This window comes from Inquilinus sp. 2KB_23 (genome assembly GCF_052115705.1).
Lineage (GTDB): Bacteria > Pseudomonadota > Alphaproteobacteria > DSM-16000 > Inquilinaceae > Inquilinus > Inquilinus ginsengisoli_A.
Window position 1 is genome coordinate 224457 of record NZ_JBFRHF010000001.1, and the last position, 15283, is coordinate 239739.

Annotated in this window: 14 protein-coding genes; 6 read left to right on the plus strand and 8 right to left on the minus strand. The window is 71.2% G+C overall.

Annotated features, from left to right (window positions below; all coding sequences use genetic code 11):
• Window positions 1–21: 21 nt before the first annotated feature.
• Window positions 22–951, plus strand: a complete 930-nt coding sequence (locus AB4112_RS01005; protein ID WP_441716657.1) for a Dyp-type peroxidase — start codon at window positions 22–24, stop codon at window positions 949–951.
• 9 nt (window positions 952–960) lie between these two features.
• On the opposite strand, the gene AB4112_RS01010 is transcribed toward AB4112_RS01005, so the two are convergent.
• Window positions 961–2436: an MFS transporter gene (locus tag AB4112_RS01010; RefSeq protein ID WP_441716659.1), complete on the minus strand. Its 1476-nt coding sequence runs from the start codon at window positions 2434–2436 to the stop codon at window positions 961–963.
• Window positions 2437–2623: 187 nt separating this feature from the next.
• Between AB4112_RS01010 and AB4112_RS01015 the strand changes: the two genes are divergently transcribed.
• Window positions 2624–3520 carry a LysR family transcriptional regulator gene (locus AB4112_RS01015; protein WP_309801394.1) on the plus strand — a complete coding sequence of 299 codons (897 nt, stop codon included), beginning with the start codon at window positions 2624–2626 and terminating at the stop codon, window positions 3518–3520.
• 210 nt (window positions 3521–3730) lie between these two features.
• Here the strand turns inward: AB4112_RS01015 and AB4112_RS01020 are convergent, their stop codons facing one another.
• Window positions 3731–4333, minus strand: coding sequence for a TetR/AcrR family transcriptional regulator (locus tag AB4112_RS01020; RefSeq protein ID WP_441716661.1), 603 nt, complete (start codon window positions 4331–4333; stop codon window positions 3731–3733).
• A gap of 193 nt (window positions 4334–4526) precedes the next feature.
• On the opposite strand from AB4112_RS01020, the gene AB4112_RS01025 reads away from it, so the two are divergent.
• The 3 genes from AB4112_RS01025 to AB4112_RS01035 are packed head-to-tail and all read left to right on the plus strand — an operon-like array spanning window position 4527 to window position 8339.
• Window positions 4527–5024, plus strand: a complete 498-nt coding sequence (locus AB4112_RS01025; protein WP_441716663.1) for a (2Fe-2S)-binding protein — start codon at window positions 4527–4529, stop codon at window positions 5022–5024.
• Window positions 5021–6079, plus strand: coding sequence for an FAD binding domain-containing protein (locus tag AB4112_RS01030; protein WP_441716665.1), 1059 nt, complete (start codon window positions 5021–5023; stop codon window positions 6077–6079). Before AB4112_RS01025 ends, AB4112_RS01030 begins: the two co-directional genes overlap by 4 nt.
• Window positions 6069–8339: a xanthine dehydrogenase family protein molybdopterin-binding subunit gene (locus AB4112_RS01035; RefSeq protein WP_441716667.1), complete on the plus strand. Its 2271-nt coding sequence runs from the start codon at window positions 6069–6071 to the stop codon at window positions 8337–8339. The genes AB4112_RS01030 and AB4112_RS01035 overlap by 11 nt, the downstream gene beginning before the upstream one ends.
• A 59-nt stretch (window positions 8340–8398) precedes the next feature.
• On the opposite strand, the gene fabF is transcribed toward AB4112_RS01035, so the two are convergent.
• Genes fabF through AB4112_RS01065 form a run of 6 tightly spaced genes read right to left on the minus strand, consistent with a single transcriptional unit; the run spans window position 8399 to window position 13886 of the window.
• Complete coding sequence (gene fabF / locus AB4112_RS01040) at window positions 8399–9667, minus strand: beta-ketoacyl-ACP synthase II (protein WP_441716669.1); 1269 nt, start codon at window positions 9665–9667, stop codon at window positions 8399–8401.
• Between the two features lie 11 nt (window positions 9668–9678).
• Complete coding sequence (locus AB4112_RS01045; protein WP_441716671.1) at window positions 9679–10200, minus strand: winged helix-turn-helix transcriptional regulator; 522 nt, start codon at window positions 10198–10200, stop codon at window positions 9679–9681.
• A 50-nt stretch (window positions 10201–10250) separates the two neighbouring features.
• Window positions 10251–10811 carry a DUF2889 domain-containing protein gene (locus AB4112_RS01050; protein ID WP_441716673.1) on the minus strand — a complete coding sequence of 187 codons (561 nt, stop codon included), beginning with the start codon at window positions 10809–10811 and terminating at the stop codon, window positions 10251–10253.
• Between the two features lies 1 nt (window position 10812).
• Complete coding sequence (locus tag AB4112_RS01055; RefSeq protein WP_309801402.1) at window positions 10813–12099, minus strand: HlyC/CorC family transporter; 1287 nt, start codon at window positions 12097–12099, stop codon at window positions 10813–10815.
• Window positions 12100–12128: 29 nt separating this feature from the next.
• Entirely contained in the window at window positions 12129–13235 is a 1107-nt protein-coding gene (gene aroB / locus AB4112_RS01060; protein ID WP_441716675.1) for a 3-dehydroquinate synthase, read from the minus strand.
• Window positions 13236–13244: 9 nt separating this feature from the next.
• The gene (locus AB4112_RS01065) at window positions 13245–13886 is read right to left on the minus strand and encodes a shikimate kinase (protein ID WP_441716677.1); all 642 of its coding nucleotides are present in this window, start codon (window positions 13884–13886) and stop codon (window positions 13245–13247) included.
• Window positions 13887–14266: 380 nt separating this feature from the next.
• Between AB4112_RS01065 and AB4112_RS01070 the strand changes: the two genes are divergently transcribed.
• Complete coding sequence (locus AB4112_RS01070) at window positions 14267–15274, plus strand: site-specific tyrosine recombinase XerD (RefSeq protein ID WP_441716679.1); 1008 nt, start codon at window positions 14267–14269, stop codon at window positions 15272–15274.
• The last annotated feature ends 9 nt before the right edge of the window (window positions 15275–15283 follow it).

The window sequence follows — 15283 nt, forward strand, 5'->3', positions numbered from 1 at the left end:
TCACTATACGGATGCGACCAAGTGCCATCAGTTCAAAGCCAGCCGGTCGCCACCAAGCTCACCCGGGCCGCCATCTTCGTGGTCGCGACCATCAATCCGGGACACGAGAACGACGATGCGGTGAAGACCCTGTGCGGCAAGCTGGCCGGCCTGGTGCGGGCGGTGGGCTTCCGCGACCTCGACGGCGGGCTGTCCTGCGTCATGGGCTTCGGATCGGACGCCTGGGACCGGCTGTTCGGCACGCCGAAGCCCCGGGACCTCCATCCCTTCCGCGAGATCAAGGGCGTGCATCACGCCGTCTCGACGCCGGGCGACATCCTGTTCCACATCCGCGCCGGGCGCATGGATCTGTGCTTCGCCCTGGCGACCCAGATCATGGCGCAGCTCGACGGCGCGGTCGCGGTGGTCGATGAGGTGCACGGCTTCAACTATTTCGACGATCGCGACCTGATCGGCTTCGTCGACGGGACGGAGAACCCCGAGGGCCAGGCCCGGATCGACGCCACCACGATCGGCGAGGAGGATGCCGGGTTCGCCGGCGGCGGCTATGTCGTGGTGCAGAAATACCTCCACGACCTCAAGGCCTGGAACCGGCTGCCGGTCGAGCAGCAGGAAGGCATCATCGGCCGGACCAAGCTCGACGACATCGAGCTCGACGACGCGGTCAAGCCGACCTCCGCCCACAACGCGCTGACCTCGATCGTGGAGGATGGCGAGGAGCTGGAGATCGTGCGCGACAACATGCCGTTCGGGGAGGTCGGGAAGGGCGAGTTCGGCACCTACTTCATCGGCTATGCCCGGTCGCCGCACCGGATCGAGCAGATGCTCGAGAACATGTTCGTCGGCCGGCCGCCGGGGAACTATGACCGGCTGCTGGACTACAGCCGCGCCGTCACCGGATCGCTGTTCTTCCTTCCGTCCGCGGACTTCCTCGACAGCTTCGAATCTTAGAGCATCGCATCAGCCGGCCCGGCCTTCGCTCGGGACCGCCGGCTTGAGGCTTCCGGCGCGCCGCATGGTCAGCAGCGCGACGGCCAGGGCCAGCGCGAAGAACGCCGCCGACGCCGTCGCCGAGACCGTCAGCGCATGGGTCAGGGCGGACCGCACCGCGAGGTGGGAGGCCACGCCGTCGACCAGCGGGCCCGCCGCGGGGTCGCCCACAGGTCCGACGATGGCGACGATCACCGCGGTGCCGAGCGACCCGCCGAGCTGGTGCGCGGTGTTGACCAGCCCCGAGGCCGCGCCGGCGTCGCGCGGCGCCACCCCGGCGATCCCGGCCGTGGTCAGCGGCACGAAGGCCGCGCCGGTGCCGATGCCGAGGATGACCAGGGGCACCGCCAGCTGCGGGAAATAGCTGATGTCGACGCCGATCCGGCTGAGCCCGACCATGCCGGCGACAGCCAGCGCCAGCCCGCCGGCCAGCAGCAGCCGGTGGCCGACCAGCGGCAGCAGCCGCCGCACCCCGTAGGTCGACATCAGCACCTGCGGCACCACCAGGGCCAGGAAGGCGAAGCCGGCGTTCAGGGCGCTGTAGCCCAGGCCGGTCTGCACATACTGGGTCAGGAAGAAGAAGGTCCCGAGATTGCCGCCGATCAGCAGGATGCGGCCGGCATAGGCGCCCGAGCGCTCGGTGCTGGCGAACAGGTGCAGCGGCGTGATCGGCTGCGCCGCCCGCCGCTCGACCCAGACGAAGGCCGCCAGCAAGGCGGCGCCGGCAGCGAAGGACAGGCCGGTCAGCGTGTCGGCCCAGCCATCCGTGACGGCGCGGATCAGGCCGTAGACCAGGGCGCTGCTGCCGAAGGTGACGGTCAGGGCGCCGGCCAGGTCGAACCGGCCGCGATGGCGCTCGGTCTCCTGCAGGCACAGCGGCGCCAGGATCAGCAGGCCCAGGCCGATCGGCAGGTTGATGAACATCACCCAGCGCCAGGAGACGGCGTCGGTCAGCAGCCCGCCCAGCACCAGGCCGATGGCGCCGCCGGCGCCCGACACGGCGGTGTACAGCCTCACCGCCCGGTTGCGCTCATGGCCCTCGGGGAAGCTGGTCATCATCAGGGCCAGCGTCGAGGGCGCGGCGAAGGCGGCGGCGATGCCCTGCACGGCGCGGGCGATCAGCAGCCCCTCCGCCGACTGGGCCAGCCCGCCGGCCAGCGAGGCCAGGGTGAACAGGGCGATGGCGGCGATGAAGACGCGGCGGCGGCCCAGGATGTCGCCGGTGCGGGCGCCCAGCAGCATCAGCCCGCCGAAGCCGAGGGTGTAGGCGCTCTGCACCCAGGACAGGGTGGCGAGGGTGAAGTGCAGGGCGGATTCGATGTGCGGCATGGCGGTGTACAGCACCGTCACGTCGAGGACGATCATCAGCTGGCAGGCCAGGATGATGCCGAGCGTCAGCCCCGAGGCCGACGTCTGTGCCGCCGATCCCTGTCGTGTGGGTGCCATGGGAAACCTTCCGGAGTGAACAGGCCGCGACCAGCCGGCCCACTAGGGGCGGCCGGGGCTGCGAAGCCATCGGTGCGGCGGGATGATTTTTGACGTTGCCGATCAGATGGGTGTGCGTGACTGCGCCGATAAGTGAGATAAATCGGCATGACCTGACCCGGAAACCGGTGCAATGCACAAAAGCGGAATGATCGAACTCGAGGTGGTGATCGCGGTCGCCCGCCACGGCAGCTTCCGCGCCGCGGCCGGGGACCTCGGCATGTCGCCGACCGCGGTGGGGCACGCCGTGGCCGGGCTGGAGGCCCGCCTCGGCGTGCGGCTGTTCAACCGGACGACGCGCAGCGTCTCGCTGTCGGCGGCGGGGGCGGATTTCGTGGCCAAGGTCGCGCCCGCCCTGTCCGACATCCAGGCCGCGATGGAGACGGTGAACAGCCACCGCGACACGCCGCGGGGGACGCTGCGGATCAACAGCTCGATCTCGGGCGCCCGCCAGGTGCTGGTGCCGGTCGTGCTGGAGTATCTCGATCGCTATCCGGACATGCAGGTCGAGCTGATCGCCGACAAGCGGCTGATCGACATCGTGGTCGAGGGCTTCGATGCCGGCATCCGGCCGGCGGAGTCCATCCCGCGCGACATGATCGCCATTCCCCTCGGCGCGACGTTGACCTTCGCCGTGGTCGGATCACCGGCCTATTTCGCGCGCCATCCCCGGCCGGTGGTGCCCGGCGACCTGGCGGCGCATCGCGGCATCCGGGCCCGGATGCCGAATGGCAGCGTCTTCCGCTGGGAGTTCGAGCGTGATGGCGAGACCCTCGACATCGACGTCCCCGGGCCGCTGATCCTCAACGAGGCTGATCTGATGCTCGAGGCCGCGCTGGCCGGCGCCGGGCTGACCTACCTGCCGGAATGGGTGGTGGCGGATGCCGTCGCCGGCGGCCGCCTGGTCCGGGTGCTGGCGGACTGGACGCCGCCGCTGCCGGGCCTGTGCCTGTACTATCCCGGCCGCCGCCACCTGCCCGCCGGGCTGCGCGCCTTCATCGACCTGATCCGCGAGGTCGGCACCCGCCCGGGCGGGCGGGCCTAGCGCAGCCGTGCCGGCAGCGCTGATTCAAGCATATTGCAACGGTAGTTCACTTCGGCTTTCGTGAAATTATTCAGTAATTACCGATCGATATTAATGCGGAGATCAGGGATTCTTCGGAAATAAAGGCGTCTTCTGTTGATAGCCTCACAGGCCGTTGGCGCATCTGTCGTCTCCGAGGACTTTCCTGTGTCGGCGGGATCCCTGCCGCCTTCAGCGCTTCGCTTTGGTCTGCAGGCAAAGACCATCGACGAAGACGTCCAGCAGCCGCAGCACCGCCTCCTGCCAGCCGGGTTGATCGTGCATGTAGCACATGCCGATGAGGGCGCGCAGAAGGTCCTCGGCGCTGACGTCGGCACGGATCTCGCCGGCCGCGACGGCGCGGTCCAGCAGCGTGCCGATCGCCGCCGTCAGGCGATGGAACGTGTCGGCGTAGAGCTGCGACGGGCCGTGGGTGGCAAGGGCCAGTGCCGCCAGCATGCCCTTCTTGGTGGCGACCAGCTCGACATTGGACCGCAGCCAGCGGCGCAAGGCGTCGACCGGCGCGGCCTCGTCCTTCAGCTGTTCCGCCAGTTCGACCAGTTGCCCGACCTCGCGGCGGTAGACCGCCTCGAACAGGGCTTCGCGGGTCGGGAAGTGCCGGTACAGTGTGCCGATGCCGACCTCGGCCCGTCTTGCCACAGCCTCCAGGCTGGCATCCGGACCGCCGGCGCTGAACACCACCTTCGCGGCCTCCAGCACGCGCTCGCGATTGCGGATGGCATCGGCGCGGGGCCGCCGGGTGGTCTTTGCCGAATCCTCGCCCATATCCCTCATCTGGTTGCCCATCCGCTTGCAAAGCGGAGGGTCCCTCCGTATATTGTCCGGGCGAGTAGATCACCTGATGCCGCCCTTTGGTCAAGCCGGGTGGCTTCGGCGCCCCACGGCAAGCCAATCAAGCTGCCCGGCCTGCAGCCGCACACCCGTGCGGCCCCAATGCCTTCGACGATACCACTGATCGGAGTCCTGCATGAATTTCGCCATCAGCCTCACCGTGAATGGTGTGCGGCATGACGTCGAGCTGGAAGATCCGCGGGTCACGCTGCTCGACCTCCTGCGTGAGCGCCTCGACCTGACCGGCACCAAGAAGGGCTGCGACCGGGGCCAGTGCGGCGCCTGCACGGTCCTGGTCGACGGCCGCCGGATCAATTCGTGCCTGGCGCTCGCCGTCAGCCTCGACGGCGCCGATGTCCTCACCATCGAGGGTGTGGCCCGCGGCGACCAGCTCCATCCCGTCCAGGCCGCCTTCATCGCCCATGACGGGTTCCAGTGCGGGTTCTGCACCCCGGGCCAGATCATGAGCGCGATCGGCCTGATCGGGGAAGGCCAGGCCGGTGACGACCCCGAGCGCATCCGTGAGGGCATGAGCGGAAACCTCTGTCGATGCGCGGCCTATTCCGGGATCACGGAGGCGGTGCTGGAGGCGCAGAAGACGGTGGCCGAAACCGGCCGGAGGGACGCCGCGTGAAAACCTTCGATTACGTCAGGCCCACCTCGATCACCGCTGCCGTCGCGGCAGCGGCCGAGCCGGGGTCCGCCTATCTTGCCGCCGGCACCAACCTCCTCGACCTGATGAAGGGCGGCATCAGCCGTCCGGACCGCCTGGTCGATGTCACGCGCCTTCCCGGGCTCGACGGCATCGAACCCCTGCCCGATGGCGGCCTCCGCATCGGCGCGCTGGTCCGCAATGCCGACCTCGCCCACGATCCCGAATTCGCCCAGGCCTATCCGGCGGTGGCGGAGGCGCTGCTGTCGGGGGCTTCGGCGCAGCTGCGCAATGCCGCGACGGTCGGCGGCAATCTGCTGCAGCGGACACGCTGCGGGTATTTCTACGACACCGCCAGCGCCTGCAACAAGCGCGAGCCCGGCGCGGGGTGCGACGCCCGGAACGGCGAAAACCGCCTGCACGCCGTGCTCGGCTGGAGCGAGTCCTGCATCGCCACCCACCCGTCGGATTTCTGCGTGCCGCTGGTCGCGCTGGATGCCGTGGTCGAGGTCGAAGGCGCGGGCGGCCGCCGCGACATCCCGGTCGAGGCCCTCCACCGCCTGCCGGGGACCACGCCGGAGCAGGAGAGCGCGCTCCAGCCGGGCGATCTGATCGTCGCCCTGCGCCTGCCGGCCGAGGCTGCGGCCTTCTCGGCGCATTCCCGCTACCTCAAGGTGCGCGAGCGCAACTCCTACGCCTTCGCGGTGGTCTCGGCCGCCGCGGCGCTGCGGATCGAGGGCGGCACCATCCGGACGGCGCGGCTCGCGCTGGGCGGGGTCGCCGCTAAGCCGTGGCGCGCCCGTGCGGCCGAGGATGTCCTGGCCGGCGCCAGCCCCGATGAAGCCGTCTTCCGCCGGGCGGCGGAGGCGGCCCTCGTCGACGCCAGGCCGTCCGGCGACAACGCCTTCAAGATCGAACTCGCGCGCAGAATCCTGGTGCGTGCCCTGACGGTCGCCGCGGCCGGCACGCCGGAGCGTGTCCCCGCCCTCCCGGCGTCCCCGTTCTCATTCGGTCCCGGAGCGCGCCATGACGTCTGAGATCAACCCCACCCAGGCTCCCGCCCACGCGCGGCACGGCTCCAGCATCGGTCAGCCGCTCACGCGCCGCGACGGCATCCTGAAGGTGACCGGGAAGGCCCGCTACGCCGCCGACAACCACCCGGCCGGGATGCTGTATGCGGTCATGGCGGTCAGCAGCGTCGCCCGCGGCCGGGTGACCTTCCTCGACATCGGGGCCGCCAAGGGACATCCGGGCGTCGTCGATGTCATGACCCCCGCCAACCGGCCGCCGCTGGCGACGGACCCGGATGCGAAGCTCCACCCCTTCATGTTCCGGCTCGACCTGCTGCAGAACGATCTGGTGCGCTATGCGAACCAGCCGATCGCGGTGGTGATCGCCGAGACGCTGGAGGCCGCGACGGAAGGGGCGACGCTGCTGTCGCCGCGCTACGAAACCCAGCCGGTTCGGGTGGGGCTGGATGCCGGCGAGAGCTTCCTTCCGCCCGCCGTCGGCGTCGGCAATCCGGGCCGGGTCGAGCGGGGTGACGTCGAGGCGGGCCTGGCGACGGCGGCGCACCGGGTCGAGGCGACTTATGAGACGCCCTCGCAATACCACAACCCGATCGAGCCGCATGCCATCGTCGCCGCCTGGGACGGCGACGCCCTGTCCATCGACACGCCGAGCCAGGGCATGGCCATGGCCCAGGGGCGGATCGCCGGGCTGTTCGGAATCGCCCCGGAGAAGATCCACATCCGCAGCCCGTTCCTCGGCGGCGGCTTCGGCTGCAAGGGCCTGGTCTCCGGCCCGCAGGTCCTCGGCATCCTGGCGGCCCGGATGGTCGACCGGCCGGTCAAGCTGGTGCTCCGCCGTGAGCAGATGTTCGGGCCGGTCGGCCATCGGGCGCCCACCCGCCAGACGCTGCGCATCGGTGTCGACGGCAACGGCGGGTTGACGGCGCTGGAGCATCACGCCAAGACGACATCCAGCACCTTCGACGACTTCTTCGAGCCGGCGGCGGACGCCTCGCACACGCTGTATGCGAGCCCCGCCATCGTGACCTCGCACGAGGTGGTCCGGAACGACACCGGCACGCCGCTGTTCATGCGGGCCCCCGGCGAGGCCACGGGCTCGATCGCGCTGGAGAGCGCGATCGACGAGGCGGCCTGGGCCGTCGGGATGGACCCGCTGGCCTTCCGGCTGAAGAACTATGCCGAGGTCGAACCGATCTCGGGCAAGCCGTTCTCCTCCAAGGCCTTGCGCGAATGCTACGCCAAGGGTGCGGAGCGCTTTGGCTGGTCGGGGCGCCCGCTCGCGCCGCGGCAGATGCGCGACGAGGCCGGCTTCCTGGTCGGCTGGGGCGTGGGCACCGCGACATTTCCAGCGCTGATGTTCCAGGCCGAGGCACGGGCGGTGCTGCGACGCGACGGGACCGGCGTGATGGAGTCGGGCACCCACGACATGGGCCAGGGCGCCTGGACCGCCTTCGCCCAGATCGCGGCCGATTCCCTGGGGCTCGATCTCGAGCAGATGGAGTTCAAGGCTGGGTCATCCGATCTTCCCGATGCCGGAATCGCCGGCGGTTCGGCCCACACCGCCACGGCCGGGATGGCGATCCACAACGCCGGCGCCGCCGTCATCGCCAAGCTTGCCGACCTGGCGACGGCCGATGAGCGCTCGCCCCTGTTCGGGGCAGGGAATGCCGGGGTGGTCGCACAGGGCGGTCGCCTGTTCCGTCGCGACGACGACAGCCGCAGCGAAAGCTATGCCGAGGTTCTCGCCCGCGCCGGCCTGGCCGAGATCGAAGGCCGCGGCACGGGCGCCGCAGACCCTGCGACGCAATCGGCCTATGCCATGCACGCGCATGGGGCGGTGTTCGCCGAGGTCCGGGTCGATCCGGATCTCGGCCAGGTCCGCGTCAGCCGTCTCGTCGGGGCCTTCGCGGCCGGGCGGGTGATCAATCCGCGGCTGGTGCAAAGCCAGTTCTACGGCGGCATGATCTGGGGCGCGTCCTTCGCGCTGCACGAGCGTGCCGTTGTGGACCCGCGGTCGGGCCGGACGCTGAACGCCGACCTCGCCGAATACCACATCCCGGTGAACGCCGACGTGCCGTCCCTGGAAGCCCTGATGATCGAGGAGCACGATCCCCATGTGAACGCGCTCGGCATCAAGGGGGTCGGTGAGATCGGGGTCACGGGATCGGCAGGCGCGGTAGCGAACGCGGTCTGGCACGCGACCGGAATACGCGTCCGGCGGTTTCCCATCGGGATCGACGACCTCGTGGCGCCTGTCCCGGATTAGGACGTCTCCGATCCGGCCTCGCTCAAACTGAGCGAGGCCGGATCAGACCTGCCGGCGCCTCAGCCGTGCCAGCGGCGGAACAGCACGCTGGCGTTGACGCCGCCGAAGCCGAAGCCGTTCGACAAAGCGTGCTCGATGTTGCCGCGGCGGGCCTCCAGCGCCACCAGGTCGATGCCGGCGGCGTCCGGGTCCGGATTTTCCAGGTTCAGGGTCGGCGGCATGATCTGGTCGCGCAGCGCCAGGATGGTGAACACCGCCTCCAGCCCGCCGGCGGCGCCCAGCAGGTGGCCGGTGGCGGATTTGGTGGCGCTGACCGCCACGGTGCCGCCGGTGCCGAACAGCGTCTTGATCGCCGCCAGCTCGCCGCGGTCGCCGACCGGGGTCGAGGTGGCGTGCGCGTTCAGGTGCTGCACGTCGCCGGGGCCGATCCCGGCCTGGGCCAGGGCGATCTCCATCGCCCGGCGGGCGCCGTTGCCGTCCTCCGGCCCCGAGGTCATGTGATAGGCGTCGGCCGCGGTGCCGTAGCCGATCAGCTCCACGATCGGGGTGGCGCCGCGCGCCAGCGCATGGTCCAGCGCCTCGATCACCAGGATGCCGGCGCCTTCGCCCATGACGAAGCCGTCGCGGGCGGCGTCGAAGGGACGGGAGGCGCGCTCCGGCGTCTCGGTGAAGCCGGTCGACAGGGCGCGGGCCGCGGCGAAGCCGCCCAGGCTGACCCGGTCGATGCAGGCTTCGGTGCCGCCGCACAGCGCCACGTCGGCCTCGCCGGCGCGGATGATCCGGGCGGCGTCGCCGATCGCCTGGACTCCGGCGGCGCAGGCGGTGACGGGGGCGCCCAGCGGGCCCTTGTAGCCGTGCCGGATCGAGACCTGGCCGGCCGCCATGTTGACCAGGAAGGCCGGCACCGTGAAGGGCGACAGCCGCCGCACGCCGCGCTGGTCGGTGGTGCGCACCGCCTCGACGATGTTGGGAAAGCCGCCGACGCCGGAGGCGATGATGGTGGCGGTGCGCTCCTGCGCCCGCGCCTCGGTCGGCCGCCAGTTGGCCTGGGCGATCGCCTCCTCCGCCGCCGCCATGGCGAACAGGATGAAGCGGTCCATCTTCTTCTGGTCCTTGACCGGCACCGTGAGGTCCGGGTCGAAGCCGGCCTCCGGATCCTCCGCGATCGACGGCACCACGCCGGCGACCTTGGCGCCGAGATCCGCGACGATCTCCTCCGGCAGGCGGCGCAGCCCCGACCGGCCGGCCAGCAGGCGGGCCCAGCTCGGCTGGACGCCATTGGCCAAGGGCGAGACGGCACCCATCCCGGTCACCACGATGCGGCGCATGTCAGATCTCCTCAAGCCGAAACAGTCTCGTTGGCCGCCCCGGCCCGGCGGGCCAGGATCCGGGCGGCGCGGGCGCGGCCCTCGGCCCCGGCATCGGGGCCGAGGCGGAATTCCGCGGTCTCGGGCGTGATCGGCGCGCCGCTGCGGCGGTCGATCAGCACCGGGTCAAGCGTGGCGCCATCGGCACGGCCGGTCAGCTGGACCAGCACCTTGCCGCCGGTGGCGTGGCGGCCGCCCCAGGCGCCCAGCATGGCCAGCACCGGGAAGGCGTCGCGCCCGGCCGCGGTCAGCCGGTATTCGTGCCGCAGCGGCCGCTGCGAATAGGGGTGCCGCTCCAGCAGGCCGGCATCGACCAGGCGCTTCAGCCGCCGGGTCAGCATGTTCGGGGCGATGCCCAGGCTGGCCTGGAAATCGTCGAACCGGGTCACGCCCAGGAAGGCGTCGCGCAGGATCAACAGGCTCCACCACTCCCCCAGCGCGTCGAGCGCGCGGGCGATCGGGCAGTCCATCGCGGCGAAGCTGGTCCGTTGCATGGGCAGGTGATCTAGGCGCGACGCTTGCATAATGCAAGTGAGGGGGCGCCTCAGCTCTGCTCCGGCCCGGTGTAGAAGGCCGGCCATTTGCGCCGGGCGTGGTCGCCGTCGGCGGCGAAGACGTGGCAGCTGTCCAGCAGGATCGGCCGCTTGGCCGGGTCGGCCTCCCCCTCGCGTTCGCGCGACAGCACCGGGAACACGGTCTGGAACGCCGTCGTCGCCATCGGGCCCAGCAGCTCGACCAGATGGGTGCAGCCCTTGGGGCCGCCCAGCCGCTCCTTGACCGCGCGGGTGAAGCCGGGGCCGATCCGCAGCCCGACCAGGGCCTGGAAGTTCGGCGTGATCTCCGGGCACAGGGCGTAGGGGCCGTGCTCGGTCACCGCCTCGACCGCGACGATCGCCAGCCCGTCATCGACGGTCAGCCGCATCCGCATCTGGTGCAGGGGATCGCCCGGGGTGATGGCGCCGCGGAACTCGTTGCGGAACTCATAGGCCTTCACGTCGGTCAGGTGGCCTTCGACGTCCCACAGTCCGTCCTCGCGGCGGAAGCCTTCGCAGGTGACGCGGCGGGTGTGGATGGGGGCGCGCGGGGCGGGGGCGGACAGGGGCATGTCACCCCTCCTCGGGGTCGTCGACGGGCGGGGTCAGGCGCACCGCGGTGATCTGGTTGCGCTGGCGCCGCAGGATCTCGAAGCGGAAGCCATGGAAGGTGAAGGCCTGGCCGACCTCGGGCAGGCGCTGCGCCTCGTGCAGCACCAGCCCGGCGACGGTCGAGGCCTCGCTGTCCGGCAGCCGCCATTCGAAGCGGCGGTTCAGGTCGCGGATGGTCACGGTGCCGTCGACCAGGTAGCTGCCGTTGGGCTGTGGCCGCACGCCGGCCACCGGCAAATCGTGCTCGTCGACGATGTCGCCGACGATCTCCTCCAGGATGTCCTCCAGCGTCACCACGCCCTTCAGGTCGCCATACTCGTCGACCACGATGGCGAAATGCTCGCGCCGGACGCGGAAGGCGTGCAGCTGGTCCAGCAGGCTGGTGGTGTCCGGGATGAACCAGGGCTTGGTCGCGATCCGGCGGATGTCCAGCCGATCGGGGTCGCCGCCGGCCGCCTGCAGCGCCCGCAGCACGTCCTTGGCGTGCAGCACGCCGATGATGTTCTCCAGGCCCCCCTGGCACAGCGGCATGCGGGTGTAGGGGCTGTTCAGCATCGCCCCCACCACCTCCTGCAGCGGCAGCTCGGCGTCGATCGCCTCGACGGTGCGGCGATGGGTCATGATCTCCGAGACATAGACGTCGCCGAGGTCGAGGATCGAGCGCAGCATCTGGCGCTCCTGCGCCACCTCGGCCTCGCTGCCGCGGTGCAGCTCGATGGCGCCGCGCAGCTCGTCGACATAGTCGGCCAGGCCGACCCGGTGCGGGTCGGCGCCGAACAGGCGCAGCACGCCGCGCACCAGCCAGTTCACCAGCCGGACGATCGGGCCCAGCACCCAGACCACGCTGCGGACCAGCGGCGCGATCGACAGCGCCGCCCGGTCGGCATGGGTGATGGCATAGGTCTTGGGCAGCACCTCGGCGAAGATCAGGATCAGCGCGGTCATCACCACCGTCGCGATCGGCACCGCCGAGGCGCCGACCATGGTGCTCAGCAGGCTGGTGGCGACCGCCGAGGCCAGGATGTTGACCAGGGTGTTGCCCAGCAGCAGGGCGCCGATCAGCCGGTCCTTCTGCTCGCGCAGGCGGTTGACGATGCCGGCCCGCTTCAGCCCGTGGCTCTCCAGCTGGTGCATCCGCGCCCGGCTGGCCGCGGTCAGCGCCGTCTCGGAGCCGGCGAAGAACGCCGAGATCACCAGCAGGATGACGATGCCGGCGACGCTGAGCAGCAGGGCGAGGTCGTCGGACATAGGCGTCTTCGGGCGTCCTTGTTGGGGGGCTAGGCGGCGATGGCGTCGGCCAGCACCGCGGCGACCGGCTCCGCCGGCACCTCGTTGGTGACGAAGGCCTGGCCGATGCCGCGCACCAGGATGAAGGTCAGGCGGCCGTCCCGCACCTTCTTGTCGCGGGTCATGTGGTGCAGCAGGGCGTCGACCGACCAGCTGCGGCTGCGGTCCGGCCGTGTCGGCAGCCCGACCGCGTCGAGGTGCCGGACCAGCCGGTCGCGGTCGGCCGCCGGGCACAGGCCCAGCCGGACCGACAGGTCGAAGGCCATGACCATGCCGATCGCCACCGCCTCGCCATGCAGCAGGGCGTCGCCGTAGCCGGTCTCCGCCTCCAGCGCATGGCCGAAGGTGTGGCCGAGATTCAGCAGGGCGCGCTGTGCCGCCTCGCGCTCGTCCTGGCCGACGATCTCGGCCTTCATCTCGCAGCTGCGCTTCACCGCCTGGATGGTGGCGGCGCCGTCGCCGGCCAGCAGCTTCGGCCCGTTGTCCTGCAGCCAGTCGAAGAAGCCGGCGTCGCCCAGGGCGCCGTACTTCACCACCTCGGCATAGCCGGCGCGCAGCTCCCGCGCCGGCAGGGTGGCCAGCAACGCGGTGTCGGCCAGCACCAGCAGCGGCTGGTGGAAGGCGCCGATCAGGTTCTTGCCGTGCTGGCTGTTGACCCCGGTCTTGCCGCCGACCGAGCTGTCGACCTGGGCCAGCAGCGTGGTCGGGATCTGCACGAAGTCCAGCCCGCGCAGCGCCACCGCCGCGGCGAAGCCGGCGAGGTCGCCGACCACGCCGCCGCCCAGCGCGACGAGCAGGGTGCCGCGTTCGATGCCCAGGGCCAGGATGCGGTCCAGCAGGCCGGCCAGCACCGTCATCGACTTGGACGCCTCGCCCGGCGGCACGGTCAGGGTCTCGACCGCGATCCCGGCCTTGGTCAGCGCCGCATCCAGGGCGGCGCCGTGCAGCGCCGCGACCCGGGCATCGGCGATCACGATCACCCGCCCGGCCCGGCCCAGCGCCGCGATCCGGTCCCCGGCCTCGGCCAGGGCGCCGGGCCCGATCACGATGTCGTAGCTGCGCGGGCCCAGCCCGACGCGGATGGTTTCGCGTGTCATGTCAGGGGGTCAATCCGTTTGGTCCGGGGCTGCCTGGCCCGCGGTCATAGGGTCGGGGGCCGGGTGGTCCGGAGTTGTCTGGCCGGGATCGGTTTCGCTCGTGGCGGTCTCGGCGGCCAGGCGGGCGTCGATCGCCGCCAGCACCCGCTCCACCGTCTCCTCGACCGGCCCGTCGCGGCTGTCGACGGTCAGGTCGGCCAGGGCGTAGATCGGGTGGCGGCGCTCCATCAGCCCGGCCAGCACCGCCTTGGGGTCGCCCTGGCGCAGCAGCGGGCGGTTGTGGCGCTTGGCGGTGCGCGCCGTCAGCACCTCCAGCTCCGCCTTCAGCCACAGCGACAGGCCGCGTTCGGCGACGGTGGCCCGGGTCTGCGCATCCATGAAGGCACCGCCGCCGGTCGACAGCACCTGCACCGGCTCATGCATCAGCCGGGCGATGACGCGGCGCTCCAGGTCGCGGAAGGCCGGCTCGCCATAGCGTTCGAAGATGTCGGGGATGCTGCAGCCCGCCGCCTCCTCGATCGCGTGGTCGGCATCGGTGAAGCCCAGCCCCAGCCGGGCGGCCACGCGCTTGCCCACCGCCGTCTTGCCGGCGCCCATCAGGCCGACGAGCACGAGGGTGCGGGGCAAGGGGCGGTGCAGCGCGGTGATCATCGATCCTGTTCCGGGCCCGGCAGGGCTTGGTTGAAAGGGGATGGCGGTTTGCCGCCGCCGTCCCGACCGCCTAAGATAGGGTTGCGCCGGCCCTGCCGCATCTGCTTTCTCCGGCAGGTGCCGGCCGCGGCCGGCGCATTGGTCCTGATTCGCAGCAGTCACGGGGTCCGTCTTGGCTCGTCGTCGTTCGAAAAACCGATTCTCCCCGAGCTCCTCCAGCGGCGGCGGGGGCGGTGGCCTCGGCCGGATTCTGGCGGTCGCCGTGCTGCTGGTGATCGTGGGCGGCGGCGTCGCGCTCACCGTGATCGATTTCCGGCCGCCCAGCCAGACGGTCGAGAAGGTGATCTCGAACGATCACTTCAAGTGAGAGCCTGACGAGGGTGGCGGACGCGGCAGCCCCCGGACCCAAGCGCCGGCGCGGCCGTCCGCCGGCGCCGCGGCTGTTGCCGCCGCCCTCGGTCGACGCGTTCCTCGACATGCTGGTGGCGGAGCGCGGGGCCGCCGCCAACACCCGCGAGGCCTATGGCCGCGACCTGATCGACCTGAACCGCTTCCTCGAATCCGGCGGCGGCGCCATCGACAGCGCCGTGACCGAGGATCTGCGCGCCTATCTCGGTGACCTCTCCCGCAGGGAAGGGGCCAAGGGCGAACGCACCGGCGCGCGCACGGCGGCGCGGCGCCTGTCGGCGATGCGACAGTACTACCGCTTCCTGGTCTCGGAAGGGCGGCGCCAGGACGATCCCTCGGCCGCGCTCGACTCCCCGGCGCTCGGCCGGTCGCTGCCGAAGCTGCTGTCCGAAGCCGAGGTCGAAGGGCTGATCGGCGCCATCGCCGGGCTGTTCGCCGACCCGGAGCGGATGGCCGAGGGCCTGCGGCTGCTGGCCTTGCTTGAGATCCTCTATGGCGGCGGCCTGCGCGTCTCGGAACTGGTCGGGCTGCCGCTCTCGGCCCTGGGGCGCGACGGGCGGGCACTGATCGTCCGCGGCAAGGGCGACAAGGAGCGGCTGGTGCCGCTGTCCGAGCCCGCGCGCGACGCCATCGCGGCGTACCTGCCGTATCGCGGGGTGTTCTTCGTCAAGGGCCGCGACCGTGGCTTCCTGTTCCCGTCGCGCACCGCGCGCGGCGGCAGCCTGACGCGGCAGCGCTTCGGCCAGCTGCTGAAGGACCTGGCGGTCGAAGCGGGGATCGAGCCCAGCCGGGTCAGCCCGCATGTGCTGCGCCACGCCTTCGCCACCCATCTGCTGTCGCATGGCGCCGACCTGCGCTCGGTCCAGACCATGCTGGGCCATGCCGACATCGCCACCACCCAGATCTACACCCATGTGCTGGGGGACCGGCTGCAGAGCCTGGTGGCCTCGGCCCATCCCTTGGCCAAGACCCGGTCGTAGGGCGGACCC